Source organism: Alteromonas sp. 4NS20-0143 (genome assembly GCF_057542855.1).
Map to the genome: position 1 here is coordinate 214,638 of NZ_BAAJLR010000005.1, position 21,022 is coordinate 235,659.

15 protein-coding genes are annotated in these 21,022 nt (G+C 43.6%); 9 read left to right on the forward strand and 6 right to left on the reverse strand.

The window, feature by feature from the left end; translation table 11 throughout:
• The first annotated feature begins 202 nt into the window (after nt 1-202).
• Nucleotides 203-2,182: a DNA topoisomerase III gene (locus AC27HD_RS12580; protein WP_487106253.1), complete on the forward strand. Its 1,980-nt coding sequence runs from the start codon at nt 203-205 to the stop codon at nt 2,180-2,182.
• 95 nt (nt 2,183-2,277) lie between these two features.
• Nucleotides 2,278-3,750, forward strand: a complete 1,473-nt coding sequence (locus tag AC27HD_RS12585; RefSeq protein ID WP_487106255.1) for a M20 family peptidase — start codon at nt 2,278-2,280, stop codon at nt 3,748-3,750.
• Nucleotides 3,751-3,794: 44 nt separating this feature from the next.
• Here the strand turns inward: AC27HD_RS12585 and AC27HD_RS12590 are convergent, their stop codons facing one another.
• A complete protein-coding gene (locus AC27HD_RS12590; RefSeq protein ID WP_487106257.1) occupies nt 3,795-4,886 on the reverse strand; it encodes a helix-turn-helix domain-containing protein in 1,092 nt (363 codons plus the stop codon).
• A gap of 148 nt (nt 4,887-5,034) precedes the next feature.
• On the opposite strand from AC27HD_RS12590, the gene AC27HD_RS12595 reads away from it, so the two are divergent.
• From AC27HD_RS12595 to AC27HD_RS12605, 3 genes are read left to right on the forward strand one after another with little or no spacing between them, the layout of a single operon-like run.
• Entirely contained in the window at nt 5,035-6,558 is a 1,524-nt protein-coding gene (locus tag AC27HD_RS12595; RefSeq protein ID WP_487106259.1) for a flavin-containing monooxygenase, read from the forward strand.
• Between the two features lie 46 nt (nt 6,559-6,604).
• Entirely contained in the window at nt 6,605-7,444 is an 840-nt protein-coding gene (locus tag AC27HD_RS12600) for an alpha/beta hydrolase (RefSeq protein ID WP_487106261.1), read from the forward strand.
• Nucleotides 7,444-8,340 carry an SDR family NAD(P)-dependent oxidoreductase gene (locus AC27HD_RS12605; protein ID WP_487106263.1) on the forward strand — a complete coding sequence of 299 codons (897 nt, stop codon included), beginning with the start codon at nt 7,444-7,446 and terminating at the stop codon, nt 8,338-8,340. Before AC27HD_RS12600 ends, AC27HD_RS12605 begins: the two co-directional genes overlap by 1 nt.
• 39 nt (nt 8,341-8,379) lie before the next feature.
• On the opposite strand, the gene AC27HD_RS12610 is transcribed toward AC27HD_RS12605, so the two are convergent.
• Nucleotides 8,380-8,964 carry a chemotaxis protein CheC gene (locus AC27HD_RS12610; RefSeq protein ID WP_032095062.1) on the reverse strand — a complete coding sequence of 195 codons (585 nt, stop codon included), beginning with the start codon at nt 8,962-8,964 and terminating at the stop codon, nt 8,380-8,382.
• A complete protein-coding gene (locus AC27HD_RS12615; RefSeq protein WP_487106265.1) occupies nt 8,961-9,326 on the reverse strand; it encodes a response regulator in 366 nt (121 codons plus the stop codon). The genes AC27HD_RS12610 and AC27HD_RS12615 overlap by 4 nt, the downstream gene beginning before the upstream one ends.
• Nucleotides 9,327-10,113: 787 nt before the next feature.
• Between AC27HD_RS12615 and AC27HD_RS12620 the strand changes: the two genes are divergently transcribed.
• From AC27HD_RS12620 to AC27HD_RS12630, 3 genes are all read left to right on the forward strand, one after another.
• Nucleotides 10,114-10,893, forward strand: coding sequence for a ferredoxin--NADP reductase (locus AC27HD_RS12620; RefSeq protein WP_349377145.1), 780 nt, complete (start codon nt 10,114-10,116; stop codon nt 10,891-10,893).
• Between the two features lie 196 nt (nt 10,894-11,089).
• Nucleotides 11,090-12,376, forward strand: coding sequence for an amidohydrolase (locus tag AC27HD_RS12625; protein ID WP_032095065.1), 1,287 nt, complete (start codon nt 11,090-11,092; stop codon nt 12,374-12,376).
• A gap of 163 nt (nt 12,377-12,539) precedes the next feature.
• Complete coding sequence (locus AC27HD_RS12630; RefSeq protein WP_487106268.1) at nt 12,540-14,261, forward strand: putative bifunctional diguanylate cyclase/phosphodiesterase; 1,722 nt, start codon at nt 12,540-12,542, stop codon at nt 14,259-14,261.
• 11 nt (nt 14,262-14,272) lie between these two features.
• On the opposite strand, the gene AC27HD_RS12635 is transcribed toward AC27HD_RS12630, so the two are convergent.
• The 3 genes from AC27HD_RS12635 to AC27HD_RS12645 all read right to left on the reverse strand — a co-directional run bounded on the left by AC27HD_RS12635 (nt 14,273) and on the right by AC27HD_RS12645 (nt 19,206).
• Nucleotides 14,273-16,240 (reverse strand): EAL domain-containing protein, encoded by a 1,968-nt coding sequence (locus AC27HD_RS12635; RefSeq protein WP_487106270.1) that lies wholly within the window; start codon nt 16,238-16,240, stop codon nt 14,273-14,275.
• A 308-nt stretch (nt 16,241-16,548) separates the two neighbouring features.
• Nucleotides 16,549-18,558: a monovalent cation:proton antiporter-2 (CPA2) family protein gene (locus AC27HD_RS12640; protein WP_487106272.1), complete on the reverse strand. Its 2,010-nt coding sequence runs from the start codon at nt 18,556-18,558 to the stop codon at nt 16,549-16,551.
• Nucleotides 18,559-19,206: an NAD(P)H-dependent oxidoreductase gene (locus tag AC27HD_RS12645; protein ID WP_032095068.1), complete on the reverse strand. Its 648-nt coding sequence runs from the start codon at nt 19,204-19,206 to the stop codon at nt 18,559-18,561.
• Nucleotides 19,207-19,686: 480 nt separating this feature from the next.
• On the opposite strand from AC27HD_RS12645, the gene AC27HD_RS12650 reads away from it, so the two are divergent.
• Nucleotides 19,687-20,970 carry a diguanylate cyclase gene (locus tag AC27HD_RS12650; protein WP_032095069.1) on the forward strand — a complete coding sequence of 428 codons (1,284 nt, stop codon included), beginning with the start codon at nt 19,687-19,689 and terminating at the stop codon, nt 20,968-20,970.
• The last annotated feature ends 52 nt before the right edge of the window (nt 20,971-21,022 follow it).

Consider the following 21,022-nt stretch of genomic DNA (forward strand, 5'->3'; position numbering starts at 1 on the left):
CAGTGGTTATTTATTATGGCGATAGACATAATGAAGCACTTTTAAACGTGTTTTCATGTGAGTAGTTACAGGTAGTTGAATGCAGTCACATATAGCTACAGAAAAAGTTTCAATTGTAGATTCGCACGCAGCTTTTATAAAACGTTTTCGCATGTAGTCAAACATGCACCATCCACTCAAGATAATATGCTAAATAGAGCCGATGAAGTTATACATTGCCGAGAAGCCTAGCCTAGGAAGAGCCATTGCAGAGGCCTTACCTAAACCTCAAAAAAAGCATCAAGGTTATATCGAAACAGCTAGTGGCGATGTAGTTACGTGGTGTGTGGGCCATATTCTCGAGCAAGCAGACCCCGATAGTTACGATGAAAAGTTTAAGAAATGGCAGTTAGAACACCTACCTATTATCCCTAATCAGTGGCAACTAAAACCAAAATATAAAACAAAAAGCCAGTTAGCGATTATTCGTAAATTTGTGAAGCAGTGTAGCCAAATTATTCATGCTGGCGACCCAGACAGGGAAGGGCAACTTCTGGTTGATGAGGTTATCGATTATCTCAACGTAACTCCGCAAAAGCGCGACAGTATGCAGCGCTTACTTATCAGCGATTTAAACTTACCCGCGGTAAAGCGCTCATTAAACCAGCTGCAACCTAATAAGCATTTTATTCCTCTTTCGGTATCAGCATTGGCAAGAAGCCGCGCCGACTGGTTATACGGTATTAACCTAACGCGAGCCTATACCATTCAGGGTGGTAAAGTTGGTTATCAAGGGGTGCTTTCTGTAGGGCGAGTGCAAACGCCCATATTGGGGCTGGTGGTGAATAGAGATAAGGAAATTAACAATTTCGTATCGAAGCCTTTTTACGAGGTGTTAGCTCACATAAACACGCCTTCACAGCAACAGTTTACCGCAAAGTGGCAGCCGAGCGAGGCGTGTCAGTCTTATATGGATGATGAGGGGAGAGTTCTTTCAAAAGGGCTAGCTGAAAATGTGGTAGGAAGGATATCGAATCAACCTGCAACCATTGATGATATTAAAAAGCAGCAGAAAAAGCTGAACGCCCCTTTACCTTACAACCTTTCAACGCTGCAAATTGATGCGGCTAAGCAATTTGGTATGAACGCCAAGCTGGTGCTTGATGTGTGTCAGTCTCTTTATGAAAAACACAAGCTCATTACCTATCCTCGCTCAGACTGCCGATACCTTCCCAGCGAGCAATTCTCCTTGTCGAAGTCCATTGTGGCCATGCTTGCCAAAGCAGAGTTAGCGTTTTCTAGTGCGGCTCAACAAGCAGATACTTCAATTAAGTCCAAAGCGTGGAATAATGCCAAAGTTAGCGCTCATCATGCCATTATTCCCACTGAAAAATCACCTTTAGGACTGTCCTTAAGTCATCTAGAACGCAACGTGTATGGCCTTATTGTTAGGCAATATCTCGCTCAGTTTTATCCTGCTTTTATTTATCAACAAACTCATGTTGCGCTAACCATTGCAGGTGGCAAGTTTGCCACAACCGCCAATGTTACCGAGCAACTGGGGTGGAAGGTGCTCTTTGAAAGAATTAGCGAAAAAATCAGCGATAAAGGAAGCGAAAAAAATAGCGAAAAAGGCGGAGAAAGCAAATCAAACTCTGATAGCCCATGGCAAAAAGGCTCGCTGCCAGAACTGAACAAAAACGACAGCCTGCATTGCGAAAAAGGAGAGTTGCTAGAAAAGCAGACTCAACCTCCCAAACACTTTACTGACGCCACACTGCTTGCTGCCATGACTGGCATAAACCGCTTTGTGAAAGACGCAACCTTAAAAGCAATTTTAAAAGATACGGACGGTTTGGGCACTGAGGCCACGCGGGCCGGAATAATTGAACTGTTGTTTAAGCGTGGTTTTTTGAAGCGACAAGGCAAAATTATTAATGCTACACCCGCAGGAATTGGCCTGGTAGAAGCCCTTCCTGAAATGTGCACAACACCCGATATGACGGCTAAATGGGAGTCAACGTTAAACAGCATTGCCGAGCAACAGACAAACTATAAAAGTTTTATGCAGCCACTACAAAACACCTTACACGAGCTTATCGATATTGCCTCAAACAACGTGCCTGTGTCACTGAAAGGCATAAAATCAACGGTGAAGCCTGCTTTTAAAAAGCGCAGGCGAACCAAAAAGAAAGAAGCGTAAAACAGCACTATGTGTTGCCACAACAAGACTTTATCGTTGCATCGTGCTAATACTATCTCAAACCTTTTACTTTACTATTTTTGGGTAAATAAATAATGAAAAAGTCCCGAATTCAGATAATAGCTGGCTTAGTGTCAGTCGTTCTTGTTCTTACTATAGTGTTGTACGTGAATACGTTACTGAGTTTTGAAGACACTCAGCTACAGGTAGACAGCCCGCTGCCTAAAGCACCGCTTAACGAAAACGCGGCGGTAGCGCGATTTGCTACAGCGATTCAATTTAAAACGATTTCATATGATGATCCGTCAAAGCTAAACCCTCAGGCTTTTTTGGGGTTACATGAACACATACGCGCTAGTTTTCCCCTTGTTCATCAACAGGCCGAACATTACACCATTAACCAGTACAGTCTCGTTTATCACATAAAAGGCAGCAATCCCGCTCTTAAGCCAGCACTGTTTATGGGGCATATGGATGTAGTGCCTGTGGATGAGGGGACAGCAGAGCAGTGGAAGCAGGCACCCTTTAGTGGCGCCATTGTAGACGATGTTGTTTGGGGTAGAGGAACAATTGACGACAAAGTAACGGTAATGGCTTTGCTTGAGGCAATGGAAACCCGTTTAAGAGAGGGCTTTTCTCCACAGCGAAGTATATATTTTGCGTTTGGTCATGATGAGGAAATTGGTGGTAAGCAGGGCGCCGCAAAAATTGCAGAACATTTTGCACAACAAGGCCTTAGTTTTGAGTTTGTGCTTGATGAAGGCGGGGCAATTACTCAAGGGTTGATGAAAGGCGTCGATCAGCCTGTTGCCATGGTAGGTGTGGCGGAAAAAGGCTTTGTAAACCTACGGCTTACTGTAGCCTCAGAAGGTGGGCATTCTTCTCAGCCTCCTGATCACACAGCAGCAGGCGTGTTAAGCCAGGCCATTGTTAATATAGAAAATAGCCAGTTTGATACGAATCTAAGCTACAGCTACAACACATTTTCTAATGTAGCAGCTTATGCGCCGCTGTCTTTGCAGTTGCCCATGGCAAATTTATGGTTGTTCTCGCCCATTGTAGAGCAGTCTATGCTGTCAGCGCCTAGCAGCGCCGCTGGTATTCGCACTACCATTGCAGCCACCATGCTGGAGGGGAGCAGTAAGTCGAACATACTACCTACAATAGCCAGTGCAGTGGTGAACGTACGTATTCTGCCCGGTGATAGCATAGCCAGTGTGAAGCAGCACATTGTTGAGGCAATTGATGATTCTAGAGTGAGCGTTGAAACGTTTATGGAAAATGAACCATCACAACTTTCGCCGCTTAACAGTACTGGGTATAAGCTCATCGAGTCTAACATTCGTCGCATGGACGACAACGTGTTAGTTGCGCCATATCTGGTTATGGGAGGCACGGATGCAAAGCATTTTTATGGCTTATCCGATAACGTCTATCGATTCATGATGGTAAGGCTAGATAAAGAAAGCCTGAAGCGATTCCACGGTGTCAACGAGCAGCTGGCGGTAAATGATTACCTGCAAGCGGTGAGTTACTTTTACAGCTTGCTTGCAGATGCTGGTGAATAAAGGCCAGAAGCTACTTAGCTAATTCGCTACTTATTGAAAGAGCATTAAGGCGTATTTTGCTGCTGTAAAAAGCGCTTGGGAGTGAGCCCCGTCCAGCGCTTAAATGCTCTGAGAAAGCTGGCAGGCTCGGCGTAGCCGAGTTGGCTGGCTATTGCGGTAATGGGTAAACGCTGTGATGACAGCATATCAAGAGCCCGCTTTTGCTGCTGTGCATCAATAATATTGCGATAGCTAGAGCCTGCCGCATCAAGTTTTCGCCGAAGGGTTCTCTCACTTACGCCAATAATGTTTGCCAATTCTGACGCAGAAGGGTAGCCCGACTGGTAACCGGCAATTAGGGTTTTTACCTGGGTTACTACGTCCTGCTGAGCGGGGTAAAAGGTGTTAAGCAACTCATAGGCCTGGGCTTTATATAGTTTATGGGCCCAAACATTACTGTGCTGTTGGCTTAGCCTAAGCATGGATGCAGGAATGCGAAACCAATTGTAGGGTTGGTCAAAGCTCACATCAAAATTCAAATATTTTTTATACGTTGCTAAATGATGTCGTTCTGGCTTCGAGCGCACCGTACCTCCCACTAACACATGTGGCGCCTCTGCCAAAAACTCCCGCATAAAGATATAGGTGCCCATAAGATCTCTATCGGCAATAAAGTCTCTTAATTTTGGAGGTGCATCGGGCACGGTATAGCGCACTTCAACACCGTGAGAGTCGAAGTGCAACGTCATGTGAGAAAAGAGCAGAGAAAGGTGCTGGAATTGTGCGCCAACGCGAGCCGATTCCAAAAACGTATCGGCTGTCATTAGCAGCATGGCGTACGTGCCATATGAGGTAAACGACACTTGGCTACCCACTTTAACGCCTAAAATAGGATCGTTGAGCAATTCAATCGCATCGCCCACAATGTCTAGTTCTAAATTGGTATCGATCATTGCGGCGCCTGTCAGATTATCTAAAGATAACCCGCGAGCAGCCAGAATTGATTGTGGGCTGCGCCCTTGTTCTTCCAATGCTTTAAAAAGAGGAAGTAATCCCAAAATAGAGCGCTTTCGCTTAAACGGCTGATTAGCACCGGAAGGGTGCTTATCTTTGAATATATTCTCAGGTTCAATTAGTTGAGATGTGTTGGCCGTCATAACGTTTTCAACTTAGCCTATTTCTTCATATACACATATTGCCAGAATGGCCGTTTAGGTCAATGATTGACAGCCTGTGTCATAGTTTATGTTGTCACTGCTCTTTATTGTGGTGACAGTCGATAATAATAAAACCTGGTGACACGTGATGAAAGCAAGCGAAGAACAACACATTGAGTATGAAGCACTCGACGTACTTATTGTTGGGGCTGGGATCTCTGGCTTAGGAATGAGCTATACACTCAAGAAAAAGCGCCCACATAATTCGTTTGCTGTTATCGAAAGTCGTGAGAATTTTGGTGGCACCTGGGACTTATTTAAATATCCGGGCATACGCTCAGACTCTGATATGTACACGTTTGCGTTCTCCTTTAAGCCATGGACTGACAGAGAGTACATTGCCACTGCCGAACGAATTCAACATTACCTAGGGGAATTGGTGCGAGATGAAGGTCTTAACCAGTACATCCGTTTTCAACAAAAAGTACAAGCTGCCAATTGGGATTCAACTAAAAATCGCTGGTTGGTTACCATTTCCCGTGCAGATGGTTCTGAGTACCATATTGCCGCAAAGTTTTTTACCTGTTGCTCAGGCTATTATAATTACGATAAAGGCTACCTACCTGATTTTGAAGGCTTTGATGATTTCAAAGGCACCATTGCTCACCCTCAAAAATGGCCACAAGAGTTAGATTATAGTGGTAAGAAAGTGATTGTTATTGGGAGTGGAGCCACTGCGGTTACCATAGTACCTGCCATGGCAAAAAAGGCAGCACATGTGACTATGCTGCAGCGTTCTCCCAGCTATATCGTGTCACGCCCTGCCTCTGACGTGCTGTTTCGCGTGTTATCTCGAGTGTTGCCTGCTGGGTTAACCAACCGAATAATGCGCCTGAAATACACGACCTTGCAACAGATGTCCTTTGTGCTATCGAAAAAATTTCCAGACTTCGTGCGTAAAATAGTGCGCAAAATGAATGTTAAAGCCCTTGATGGCGCGGCAGATGTAGACACGCATTTCAACCCCGATTACCAGCCTTGGGATCAGCGTATGGCGCTGGTGCCCGATGCAGATTTATTTAATTCGGTGCGTACAGGCAAAAGCACCATCGTTACCGACCATATCGACCGTTTCACACAAACCGGCGTGTTAACTAAAAATGGCACGCATATCGATGCGGATATTATTGTGCCAGCCACCGGCCTCGATTTGCAGCTATGGGGCAATATCAACTTATCTGTGGATGGGCATAAAGTACACGGCAACAAGCTCACCAACTACAAAGGCATGATGTTCAGTCAGCTTCCTAATTTTGTCTGGGTGTTTGGTTATACCAACTCATCGTGGACCCTTAAAGCTGAGCTGACCTTTGATTATGTGTGTCGATTACTTGATTACATGGAGCAAAACGGCCACGACAGCGTTTATCCATACCGTAACCCAGACGCGCCAAGAGAGAATATTGTGGGGCTCAAGTCTGGCTATATTCTGCGTAAGCTGGACGAATTACCCTCTCAAGGTTCAGAGTTTCCATGGTGTAACAAAGATTTATATGTAAAAGATTTACTTGCCATAAAGCACAGTAAGCTGGCCGATAACGTATTGCGGTTTGACGATAATAAACCTCTTGCCGATTTCCATAAACCGGCTGCTGACGTACACAGCTCCTGATGTCTAGGCCTTTTACACAAAAGCTAATATGTAAAGAGCGCAAACTATGAACCACCCTAATCTGCAGCAATCCAGCAGTTCGCCTGAGGTTGTGCTTATTCACGGCATGTGGAGCACACCAGAGACACTGATAGAATTGAAAGCGCAGTTTGAACAATACGGTTACCGAGTGTACTCACCCCGTTTGCCCTTTCATTTTTCAAAAGCCGAGCTTAATGATACGGCAAAGCAAAATGCGCTTGCCCAAGCGAGTATCAACGACTACGTTGAGTCTCTTTTGTCGTTTATTAACACATTAGACGCGCCTCCTATTTTGGTCGGTCATTCTATGGGAGGACTACTGGCACAGCTTGTTGCAGCGCGCACTGGCGTTAATAAAATGGTCTTAATTTCAAGCGCCTCGCCAGCTGGCATAAACAGTTGGTCGTGGTCGGTAATACGCACATTCGGTCATAACCTATTTAAGTTTCCGCTGTGGAAGAAAACGACTCACTTACTGCTTAAGAACGTAAAGTACGGCATTGCTAACACCCAGTCGTCCCAGGTTCAGCACGATATTTTACGCAAAGCCACATTTGAATCGGGCAGGGCATCGATGGAAATTGGCATGTGGTTCTTGTTTCGTCATCCGCCAACATTTGTCAATGCCAAAGATATACATTGCCCCATACTGTTAGTGTGTGGCGCACAAGACCGCATTACACCCGTGTCAGTGCAGCGAAAAATTGCGAAGAAATACAGCTCTCAAGGTGCGGTAAAAGACTCGTCGCAAGAGGCCGGAAACGTCACATTAAAGGTTATTGATGAGGCGTGCCATTGGACTATTGGTGGAAGTCATTTACCTGCAGTAAGCAACCACATTTTTAGATGGTTAGAGAAAATATAATGAAGCAATCTCAAGCACTGACGTGGAAAAATAAACGTATTCTTATTACTGGAGCTGGCTCGGGCATAGGCCATGCCTTGGCAACGCTGTTGGCTAAATTGGGTGCCAGTCTTATCCTTACTGATATAAATAAAGAAAACCTGTCAGCAATCACTGATGAACTGGGAAATTCAGTGCTCATTGCTCAAGTCGCTGATGTAAGCACTAAAGCAGATTGGCAAAAGCTTGCTCAGCTTATTGAGAAAGACATTGGTAGCCTCGATGTGCTTGTGAACAATGCAGGGATCAGCACATTTGGCTACTTTGATGAAACATCTGAGGCGCACTTTAACAAAGTATTAGATGTGAATTTACATGGCGCCATAACGGGATGCAGAGAAATGATGCCGTTATTAGAAAAGTCGCAGCGAGGCCTGATTGTTAATGTGGCGTCTATTTTTGGCTTGATAACAATTCCTATGCTGACTCCATATCACACGTCTAAATTTGCTATTCGTGGGTTTAGTGAGGCATTGCGTCAGGATATGGCGTATCAAAAGAAACCTATTGATGTGTTGTGTGTATTACCTGGGGGAATTAAAACGAATATCGCTAAGTCCAGCGAAGTGTTATCAGCTCATAGCGAAAAGCAGGCTTTAGACAAACATGTGAAAACCGGCGAAGCCCATGTCAGTAATCAGGATACTAAAGACAGAATTGTGGCGCATTTTGACGCTGTGGCCCGTACCCCAGCCTCAGAGGCGGCTAAGGTTATTGAAAGAGGAATGAGAAAAAAGACCCCTCGCATTTTAATTGGTTCTGATGCCAAGCTTGTTCACTGGCTATATAAGTTCTTCCCAAGTAGCTATGACAAACTATTTAACCCGTTACTGGGTATTAAGAAGCTTTTAGGCTGAGAGCTTCTTTGTGTTATTTACAATGACATTATTCTTTCGCTATTTTAGATAAACATCCAACGTGCCGAGAATTCTAGAGAGTGATTCGTCGTCGAGGCAAAAAATCACCCGCATACTGAACGATGAAATCGTAATCAAAAATTGTACTTCCATTGCCAGGCTATGCTGCCACGGAAGCCCATCAAAACTGGCTTTGTCTGGCTGAAACAATAACGGCATGTTCAAGTTTGTAGTGAGTTTAAGCTGTTCCGACAGCCCCGATAAACAGGCTCCCGCCAAGATATTGGAAAGCTCTAAGATAATCTCTTGTGTGTCTTCTTCGCTAAGTGGCTGATCATAATCCATCAACGCCCCAATTTCTGATAGGCCAGAATAGGATATGATTGATATGACTTCCCCGTGAATATCCCGCATAAAAGATTGGCGAGTATAGGAAAGATCACCCGTTTCAAAGAGTAAGTCATAGAGCTGATTTGGTGTAACCGCGGAAATTTCAGGAATGGAAATGTCAATGCGGGTGTCTAGCATCAAGGCTAGGGAGTTCGCAGCCTGACCCATTGAGATGTTGAGTAACTCTTGCAATACATCTCTTTGTTCTTCGCTTAGCTGTGAGGATGTGGTCATAAATAGCCAAGCTCGGATAACACCGCCGTTAAGTCTTCTTTCTTTAGCGGCTTTCGAAGAAAGAATTTTGCACCTAGCTCTTTTACTACCCGCTGCTTTTCAGGTTGAAAGTCGGCGCTTATCACTACCACATTCGGCATGTTTTCAAGGGTTTGTAACCGTTCGAGCACATCGATGCCATCGAGTTTCGGCATGGTTAAATCAAGCAATACAAGGCTATAGGTATTATCTGCAAGTAAACTAACGGCTTCTTGTCCATTGGTAACTTCAGTTACAGCAAAGTCTACTTCTAGCGGTAACGAGCGAACCACATTCCGCCTTGCCAATTTAGAGTCATCGGCAATGAGTACAGATAACGACATATAAATCCTCCGTGAGTAGGAAAGTGCTCAATATGTACACATTGTTATATCAAGCATTGTTTATTTTTTGTTTGCACTGCAATGATACGACAAATATGACATTTGAGTATATTAAACTTTAAGTTAATATAAACTTTTATTCTCGCTTCTGCCTAAGTGAAACTTGATGCCTTCCCTAGCATTTAATTAGGCAAAAAATTAGTGCCCAATTAGGCACCTAACTATGTACCAGAGCAGGCGCTTATTTAGATACCTAATTCGATATTGGCCTTATACTTTATATAAGTTAGACCGCAATTTCTGAATGCGCAATTTAACGGCCCTTGAACTTGACTGCCCCTGCGAATGTATTCCGATACGTATTGATGTGTGTACTCTTGTGTTCTATCCGTTTTGGATGGGTTAAAAATATCAATAAACCCGAGATACCATTTTTTCGTATATCAAAGCTAACGTATATCCAACTTAGCGTATATCCAAGTTGGCGTATATCCAAGTTGGCATGTTGTGTTCTGTGAACAAGTTACAAAAACAGCCAGTGCGCATTGAAGTGTGCTTAGCTGAAATTTATACACCAATAATACTTGAGTGTTTTAGTAGGCTATTTACCTGAGTAATTTACTCGGGTATTATTGGGGTGCTTTATAGAGGTAATAATAACGGGTAAATCAAAGTGCATACTTGTGCATGCATTCACGAGTTTAAAAAAGCAGTAGAAGAAAGCCTGTTATGCGCAGAATTATTGATCGTAGGGCTTAAACACAGTAAGTCATATATTGGGGAGAAAATGCGAAATTTAACGTCAGAAACAGTTACCCACGTCCATCACTGGAATGAATCACTATTTTCTATCAAGACTACCCGTAGCCCAAGCTATACCTTTGAAAATGGGCAGTTTGTTATGCTGGGTTTAGAAGTTGATAATAAGCCGTTAATGCGTGCTTACAGCATTGCCAGTGCCAATTACGAAGAAGAGCTTGAGTTCTTCAGTATAAAAGTACCTGACGGTGCACTTACCTCTCGCCTCAAAGATATAAAAGTAGGGGAGCAGTTGCTTTTGTCCACCAGACCAGCGGGTACCCTTGTTGCCGACTTTTTAATTGAAGGGAAAAACCTCTTTCTTCTAGCAACAGGCACCGGCCTTGCGCCTTTCATGTCGATCATCAAAGATCCGGACATTTACGAGCGGTACGACAATGTTATTCTTGTTCACAGCGTGCGCTACAAAAGTGAGCTGGCTTATCAAGAGCAAATTTGTAATGAGCTTCCGACAAATGAGTACTTCGGCGACCTTGTGTCAGAGAAATTGTTGTATTTTCCTATTGTAACCCGAGAGCCGTTTAAAGATGACATTCATCAGCGCAGATTAACCGAGCTACTTAAAAGTGGCGAATTATGCGCTCACTTCAATCTTCCAGCGCTCAATATTGAAGAAGATCGTTTTATGCTGTGTGGTAACCAGTCTATGTTAGATGACACTATGGAGATTCTTTCCGGTCTTGGATTTAAAAAAGCGACGTCAAGAGAGAAAGGGCACTTTGTTATCGAGCACGCCTTTTTAGAGTAAGGTAGTGCTCGTGGTAGCCGCTGTAACCTCTAGCGTTCAGTGATGGCTTTTATCGACGCTTTTAGTCGAAGTTCCTAAGCTATGTTCTTAAGCGACGTTCTTAACCAGTAGCGTTGAAACATCTCTTGTAATCAATTTGTGGTCGGGCGGCGACATAGGCATACTGGTTATTCAACGATAATAACGAGGAACGTCCATGAGAGCCGCTACCACTGCTTTTTCACTCCTTGCCACTTTGGCATTTAGTCCACTTACTTTGGCCCAAGCGCCTATTTCTATTTCTGCTGAGCTTGAGCAAAAAGTTATCGAGTGGCGCCGAGACCTTCATCAACATCCCGAGCTAAGCAACCGAGAATTTAGAACGTCAAAAGTCCTTGCCGAACATCTTAATGCGTTAGGTATGAAGGTAGAAACTGGTGTAGCTCATACGGGAGTCATCGGGGTGTTAGAAGGTGGACAGCCTGGCCCTGTCATTGCAATGCGCGCTGACATGGACGCACTGCCTGTTGTAGAAAAAGCCGACGTACCGTTTAAATCTGAAGCCAAATCGGAATACCGAGGCAAAGAAGTCGGGGTAATGCATGCCTGCGGCCATGATCTACATATGTCAATGCTGATGGGAGCGGCAGAGAAGCTTGCTAGCATGAAAGACGAGCTTAAAGGCACCGTTGTATTTATCTTCCAGCCTGCCGAAGAGGGTGCGCCTAAGGGCGAAGAAGGCGGCGCAGAGCTGATGTTAAAAGAGGGGCTCTTTGAGCGTTATAAACCGGAAGCTGTTTTTGGTATACACGTGTGGTCGGCAGGTACTGCAGGACATATTGGTTACCGAGAAGGGCCGCTTATGGCATCGTCAGATCGATTTGAAATAACCGTGAAAGGTAAGCAAACTCATGGCTCTAGACCTTGGGGCGGCGTAGATCCTATTGTAGCCGCAGGTCAGATTATTGGCAGTACTCAAACGGTTATTAGTCGGCAAGTTAATATAACTAAAGCGCCAGCGGTGGTGAGTTTTGGTATTGTAGATGGAGGAATTCGCAACAATATTATTCCTGATGAAGTTTACTTAGAGGGCACTATTCGTAATTTCGATATGGATAACCGCGCTCAAATCTTCGAAAACTTAACCACCACAGCAGAAATGACAGCAAAAGCCACTGGCGCCGAAGCACACGTGCACATTGATGAAGGCTATCCGGTTACCATTAATAATGTTGAACTTACCAAACAAATGCTGCCCACTATGGAGCGTGTTGCAGGTAAAGATAAGGTGCATGTGAACGACCTTGTTACCGGTGCAGAAGATTTTTCTTTCTTTGCCCTAGAGGTACCGGGTTTATTTGTATTTTTAGGCGTTACGCCTGAGGGACAGGATGCAAAGTCGGCACCTAGTAACCACTCTCCGTATTTTTATGCTGATGAATCTTCACTCAAAGTCGGTACCGAGCTCTACGTTAACTGGGCGTTAGACTACAGCAACTTGTAAAACGATATTGTTTATAACGCGGGTGCAGCCCGCGTTAATGTTGCATTACTAAGACAATTATATTTTTTCAACTACACTTAAATTAGGGCCGATTCGTGATTAATACGCCCCAAGCAAGGTAAACTGCTTATCGACAAGGTTTGGCTAATCATAAGGAAGTAGAATGGCTTTGAATAAAAACCACGTAAATACATTAGGCACAGACTGCGCATCTGCTGAGGCTCGTTTTCTTAATCTCATTAGTGCGTTACCTAAAGTATCGGTTCAAGGCTATGACAAAGAGCGGCGCGTTATTTACTGGAATGCGTCTAGCGAAGATATTTATGGCTACACTCAAGAAGAGGCGCTTGGAAAGCGTCTTGAAGAACTTATTATTCCCGCATTGATGCGAGACGAAGTGGTATCCGCTCATGAGAAATGGCTGTTAGAAGGCGTTTCTATTCCCAGCGGTGAACTTGCACTTCAACGTAAAAGCGGCGACACCGTTCACGTTTTCTCATCCCACGTTATGCTCAGTGAACACACCGATTCACCAGAAATGTATTGCGTTGATATTGATTTAAGCGAACAGCACGCCATACGCAGCGAGCTAGAAAAACTTGCCACAACTGACTTACTCACCGGTCTTCCCAATAGACGCTATCTTGAGATGGCATTAAAAGAACGAGTCGAAAAAGCCGAGCGTGATTCAACATCATTGGCAGTCTTTTTTATCGACCTCGATATGTTTAAAGATATCAATGATACCTTAGGCCACACGTGGGGCGACAAGCTGCTACGCTCCTTTGCCGATAGACTCAAAGAGTGTGTGGGTGAAGCGTCTTTCTTGGCCCGTTTTGGTGGTGATGAATTTGTCGTGCTTATCGACGATATTGACGATGATAAATCGTTAGAGGATTTGGCTGAAGAAATTGTTGATTGCTGCAAAGAAAGCTTTTCTTTGGGCACAGAAAACGTATTTGTCACGTCCAGCGTCGGTGTGTGCCTTTTTCCTAATGACGGCACAGAGGTTGATACATTACTTAAAAATGCCGACGCGGCTATGTATGAAGCAAAAGAGCAGGGTAGAAACCGCTACAGCACCTTCAGTAACGACTTAAGCGTACTGCTGCATCAACAAAGAAACATCGCATCTCGATTGAGAGAGTCTGTGGAAAACGATGAGTTTACCCTGCTTTATCAGCCGCAAGTAGACCTGAGAAATGGCAATATCATTTCCTGTGAAGCGCTGCTTCGCTGGACTCCTGAGATTGCTGAGCATAGCGTTCCGCCAGATATATTTATCCCTATTGCCGAGCGTACAGACTTAATTATCTCTATTGGATCTTGGGTAATGGAGAAAGCCTGTGAACAAGCACGAGTATGGCGCAATATGGGTATCGAGATTTGTATTCACATTAATGTGTCGGGCAGAGAGTTAGAGCAAGATGATTTTTTTGAGCGCCTGGCTCGATGTCGAGAAAAATACGCTTTACCCCCTGAAGCCATTGGACTTGAGCTAACTGAAAATATGCTAATAAAATCAGATGAACAAGTGCTATTAGGCTTACAAAACCAGCGAGCAATGGGTGTAGAAGTGTCTATCGACGATTTCGGAACGGGTTATTCCTCGTTAAGCTACCTAAAGCGTTTTCCGGTAAGCCACTTAAAAATTGACCGCAGTTTTCTTGAAAATGCGCCTGAGAGTGATTACGACGGTGCATTGATGGAGGCTATCGTACATTTGGGGCACAAACTCAATCTTAAAATTGTTGTCGAGGGTATAGAAACGCAAACTCAACTTACCTACTGTCAGCGCTTAGGAGTGGAGTGCGCTCAAGGCTACCTCTTTGCCAAACCGCTTGCCGCTTCTGTTATCCAAAAGCGGCTAGAATGTCAGCAATAGGTATACAAGCGCTAGTAGACAGTCCAAAGGGCGGGTTTAGAAAAGTAATAACCTTGCTGATGAATAATATCTAAGTTGTTTAACGCCACCGATTCGGCCTCATTTTCAACTTTCTCTGCAATAACTTTTATGTTCAAGCTGCGAGCAATATTTAAGAGGCTGCTTACGAATAGCTGGTTGTCTTTATTGGTGTGAATACTTTCGGTAAGGCGCCCAGATAATTTTACATACGCGGGCTGGATGGCGCGTAAACCAGACAAAGAAGCAAAGTTGTCACCAAAATGCTCAACGGTGATGCGACAGCCCAACTGTGTTACCCGCTTACAAAATGAAATGGCTTCTTCGTTATAATGAATAAGGGCCGCATCTTGAATTTCGAAAATAATGCGGTGGCAAAGCGTCTCATGTTCAGATAGCTGCTGTATTAACCACTCTCGAAATTCTATATTTGCTATGGAGGCATTCGAAATATTAATAGCAACTTGGTGTGACGTTACTTTAAGCTTTTTAAATACAATACTGGTTACCAGCTTATCTACCTGAGGGATAAGGTCGAGGCGTTCAGAGGCTGGAATAAGCTGTGACATGGGAATAACATCGTTAGTCTGCTTGTCTTTAAAGCGAGCAAATGTTTCGTAGTACGAAGGCGTATTGCGCTCCAAATTCATAACCGGTTGAATCAATATGTCGGCGTACTGCTGTGAAACTACATACTCAAGGCGCTGACGCCATTGCGCATTGCTGTGAACTTGCGCGATATCTGAAGCAAACTGCCACCCCTGAGGCCTTTTTGTTGCGGCCATAAGGGCACTGTCTGCACTTTCCATAATTTCTTTCATCGACATACTATTAGTAAATCGTGCTACACCAATCCATGCGGCTTTGTTGCCGTCGCGAAGCGGGTTGATGGTAGTAAAGCTTTTACTTATCAATGCCAAGTTCTCTTCGTGCACCTCTTTGGATTGCACTTCGCTAATAATGGCAAAGTCGCCGCCCGAAATTCTAAAAACAAAGGCTCCTTTAAAATCATCTTGGCCGGCTTTCTTCAAAACATCAGCAACACCACACACATAATTGTCGCCCGCCAACATGCCAAGCTTATGATTAATAGTGGTAAGCTGAGCTAGCCTCACAAGTGTTAGTGCGTGCTCTTTCGGGCCTGAAATACCACCAATAAGGGCCTTCATATGCCTGTCGAATGCATTTCTATTAGCGATTTTAGTCAGCGTGTCTCTACTGGCCACAGATTTGAACTGCTCTGCTTGGCGGGTCAATTCTTGAAACTTACTTTCTAATGCTAGGGACAGGTTGTTGGCCGCACTGACAAGATACCGAAAGTCAGCAGTGGCAGATTTTATTGAAGATGGCGTGAAATCGTTGTTTTGTATTTCATTGAGCTTTTTAGTGACTTTACTCAGTGGGCGAGTGGCGAGGTTTGCTATAACGATGACAGCGATTAAAGAGAGCAGATAAATTGCCACACAAAAAACTGCAATTTTAAGTAGCTGTTGCCACAGAAAGTGATAGTGCGTTTTAGGGCTGCTTGTTACTTTAACAACCGTTGACGTTGAACCAATAGCTTCTTGCGACTGTGCAACAGAGAGTTCGATAACACCGGATAATATACTGTTTGAAGATGGCTCACTTGCGCTTTCTTTTTTAACCAGCTCGATGCCTTCAGTGTTCTCTATGCTAATAGTGGAGAGTTTATCGTTGGTTAATGCAGTAGTTAAAATAGAAGATACTAAGTTGTCTTCTGAAAGCTGATTTTCACCCAGTTCAGAACGCTGCTGCGGGCTCTGCCGTGAAAGTAACGCGGACAGCTGGGCAGCAAGTTGTGATGCTGTTTTTTGTGCCAAGGCATTTGCAGAACGCTCAACCTGAGCTTTGGTTTGATATACTTCAATTGACCCTGCGCCAGCGCCGGCCAACAGAATAATAAAGAAAAGGCCCAAATTAATTTGAGTAGATAATTTCATTTTATTTTGTGCACTCCCTATTGCTTACCGGCCCCACCGCAAATTTGGATAGAAGCTTATTCGGTGCTCGACGCTCCATGGCTCGAATCGTTCACTACCATCAGGATTGTCAATCGCTGACTATCAGCTATTAACTTTAGCCTTGTATTAAAAAGACCGCATATCTCTTTGATTATATTAGCATGATATCAGTAAGAAGCCCCATCAGGTAGTTTATTTATTGTTCAGCTGTGAAACGCAAAATAGTGACTGTCATCTGTTGTTTACTCTTATCTGTTGTTTCCGAGAATCGTGCGAACCTATCAAATTCAATCATCTTTTATTTCGGGGTGCTTTTCTGCATCGCTTTTTCTGAGCTTTCTATCAATATCCCCAGCTCTTTCCTTATCCACATCTGAAACTGCTTCTGCACTAGAGAATGAGTCGGCATGATCTTTGGGCGGTGGTGTCCAGCCTTTCATTTTTGAATGCGTATCGTGAAGGCCAGTATTTAAGGCTTCACCTATCAAAGATTCTAGTTCAACAAAAAGCTTAAGGTAATTATTGTCAATACGTTCGCCGCTAGCATCATCAAGCCATGCATTGTAAAGCACGTCATTTTGCCGATCTTCAATATCTTTATAGGCCATTTTTTGTCGCTCAACCTGAAATGGATGAGAGTGAAGAGAGCGAAGTGCATGAGCCCCCATTTCAAGCGCAGAGTGGTAAGTTTCAGATACCACGTAGTGTGCTCCTAACTGACGTAATCGGTAGCCGTGACCACGGTCAAAAGCCCGAGCTAAAATTTGCATGTTCGGGTAAGCGTGCTTTGCATATTTCACCATCTCTGCTGCGGTTTCTCTATTATCAATAGCAACAATGAGCAGCGAGGCGTCTTCTGCTCCGGCAGTGTGTAAGATATCCGGTTTTGAGGCGTCCCCGAAATACGCTTTTGTACCTATCTTACGAATAAGTTCTACCTGCTCGGCACGTATATCTAGTACCACGGTGTGAACATCATTTGCCACGAGCAGTCGATTGATGATTTGCCCGAAGCGACCAATGCCTGCAATGATCACGGTTCCTTTATCGTCTATAGTGTCTTCTTTATTTTGCGTGCCCCGACGCTGATAACGAGGGAGAATGACTTTGTCAAAGAAGATAAATAACCCCGGCGTTAAGAACATGGAAAGGGCTACCACTAGAGATAAAATAGCAATAATATCTTGGGGTAATACGTAGTTTTGAGATGCAAAACTAAGGAGTACAAAGCCAAACTCACCGGCTTGAGCTAGGCTAAGTGTTAGCAGCCATTTGCTGCTGCCTTTAAAAGTAAATATAAGCGAGATGGCAAACAGTACTGCTGCTTTTAAAACAATCACCGATAAGGTTAGTGCAATAATTAATACGGTATTTGATGCTAACACTGAAAAATTAATGCCAGCGCCTACGGTAATAAAAAACAAACCAAGAAGCAGCCCTTTGAATGGCTCGATATTGGCCTCTAACTCGTGGCGAAACTCACTATTAGCCAGTACTACACCGGCCAAAAAGGCTCCTAAGGCTGGCGATAACCCTACCAAGCCCATCAACGCTGCAATACCGATAACAAGCATTAACGCTGTTGCAGTAAATATCTCCCGCAAACCCGATGAGGAAACAAACTTAAATAACGGACGGCTAAGGTAATGGCCCCCTACGGTCACAAAAGCCACCGAGCCAATAATAACTAAGCCATATGCCCAAGGTGCTAATTCACTCACAAGATTAAAGCTGTCTGAGTGCGCGGCATCGCCGGAAGCATCTGCCGCACTAGCAACTAATTCCGGCAGCGCTAGCAAAGGAATAAGCGCCAGCATAGGAATGACAGCAATATCTTGAAATAGCAAAACGGAAAAGGCGCCTTTCCCACCTTCGGTTTTTTGCAATCCCTTTTCTTGAAACGTCTGTAAGACAATGGCGGTGGATGACAGGGCAAAAATGAGACCTATGGTAAGGGAAATACTAAAGGGTTGCTCAAACAGCATGGCAATAATGGTAATAAGCGCCGTAGTGATACCTAGCTGAAGGCCGCCAAGTCCGATAAGCCGAGACTTCATTGCCCACAGCGATTTAGGCTCAAGCTCTAACCCGACAAGAAATAGCATCATAACGACACCGAATTCGGCAAAATGCTGAATGGTAGTGGTTTCATCGCCTACCAGCCCAAGTGTAGGTCCGATAATGAGCCCGGCTATCAAATAACCTAATACACTGCCTAACCCTAGACGCTTTGCAATAGGGACAGCAATAACGGCGGCAGCTAAATAAATGAAAATATAAAGAAAATAGGCGGTCATTTATTCATTGGCCCCATTTATGGTTAAATCAGCGAGATTTTCTATATTTTTTGCTCGGTCCAAATCAATGTGCTCTGTAGCAAGGGCATTTAACAGTGTTGTCCATTTTTCCCTGTGCGTCGATATTCTGTCCTCTCGAGATGCGGAACGAGAGCCAAAAAGCGCAAAGGGCGCTAGATAAGTCATATTGGTAATACTCGCCATTTGTTCTAGAGGTTGCAGCAGCTGACGTATAGTAAAATGATTAAACCCATCGGTTTGATAGGCTTCTTCTTTTCCTCCGGCGCTGATGGCACAAAAAAAGAGTTTATCTTTTAATGCAGTACCACCCTTACCATAAGCAAACCCGTATTCAAGCACCAAATCTTGATACTCCTTTAATATAGATGGTGTGGAATACCAGTACAGCGGGTACTGAAAAATAATGACATCGTGATTTACCAGTCGCTCCTGCTCTTTAATCACGTTGATATTAAAGTCGGGATATTCGGCGTAAACATCAACAGCCGTTACGTTTGGTAACAGCTGCGCGTCTTCAAATAAAAAAATGTTAACTTCAGATTGCTGGGGTACAGGATGAGCAAACAGCACAAGAATACGTTTAGTGTTATTCGCTATGGTTGATGTTGGATAACTATCGTTTTTCATTTACTCATTCCTGTGCTCATTCCATTACTCCAGTTAAGTCGGCCACATTAAGAGGCAACTCAAACGGACTCAACTATAAAGTTGCCATAGCAAGCTATTTGAACTGTCTACATACATACCGCTAATGTCTAAAATACTGGGATAGCAGCTTTAACCCTTTATTAAAACTACAAGACACTAATGAAAATTAACATGCCCCAAATTAAGATAATAAGCGCATCAATTTAAGAGTGTTGCTTCTTGAATTTTAGGTAGCGGGTAATCCAATTAAATTAATTTTGATACTTCCCACAAAATTGCTAATTTAGACTAAGGTTTAACTAAACCCTAATATTTTTATAAAGGACTATTTTACAAGGCTATCTTTATAAAGTTAATTTATAAGTAGTCAATTTCAAAAAAGCTAATTTAAATAAGCCAATTAAAAAAAAGCTAACACTAGAGGGCAAGGAATGCATTTTTTTATAGTGAGGGAAGCACATGATCGATAAAACCTTTGAATTTTGTGCTGTGGGGTTGGCTCATGTGAGTCCGCATGGAACCTTTATCAAAGTAAACCAGAAGCTTTGTGATTTTTTAGGTTATGAGCGACATATACTCAAAAATATGACGTTCCAAGAAATAACGGTTGCCGAATATCTTAACACAGATCTATCCAACCTAGAGCAACTACTTGCTGGAAAAGTCGGTAGTTACTCTATGGAGAAGCAATACCTTCGAAAAGACGGCGTGGCGGTATGGGGAAAGTTAACGGTCTCCTTAGTAAGAGATGCTAACGACAATCCTGATTTTTTTATCTCAGTTGTTGAAGACATCGATGATAAAAAGCGAATAGAGGGTGAGTTATTTCAGGTTGAGGCGCTGTTCAGTAAAATTGTTAATGAATTTTCTTCCCGCACGTTTATTTGGGTTGCTAGCCCAGATTTTAAAACAATGCATTATCTCAACGATGGTTATCAGAGCATTTTCGGGCGCAGTGAATATGAGCTGTACGCTAAGCCGTTAGCATTCATCGACCACGTGCATGAAGATGATAAAGCCAAAGTTCGCGAGGTATTTAACCAGCGCCCTCTAAAAAGTTGGGAGCTCCAATACCGTATTTATGATGTAAGCGGCCAAATTCGTTATCTACACGATAGAGGCAGCCTCATTTATGATTCGAAAGAACAACAAACCCTTATTTTGGGGGCGGCAGACGATATCACCAAAGAAAAAGAGCAGCAGCAGGCACTAGAGCAAGCGGTCAATGAACTCGCTTTTCTGTCTCAGACCGACCCGTTAACGGGTCTTATAAATCGCCGAGAAATATTTGAGCAACTTTCTAAAGAAGTTGAGCGGATGAAAAGAGATCGCCACGTTTCCACTTTGGTGTACATCGATTTAAACGAGTTTAAACAAATAAACGATAACTACGGCCACAAAGTGGGTGACAAAGCGCTACAAGTTTTTTCTGAAAAAATGCAGGCATTGTTACGAGACACCGACAGAATGGGTCGTATTGGCGGTGATGAGTTTGTTGTGCTTCTTTACGGCACTAAAGAGAAGGAAGTAGAGCGCTTTTTTGCTCGAATTGATGAACTCGCGTTTGTTGTTTTAGCGGAGGACAATATTTCTATTCCTATTCGTTATACCGTAGGCTGGAAAGAGTGGAGCAACGAGTTATCGTCGGTACAGGAATGGCTTGATGCAGCAGATCATGCTATGTACACCATAAAGAAAAAGCCCCATGGGAATGAGGTCGTGCGAATAAACAAACAGTCTTAGAAGTGGTAGCGCAAATTTATTTCTTCACTACGTAACACTGTTCTTATCAGCT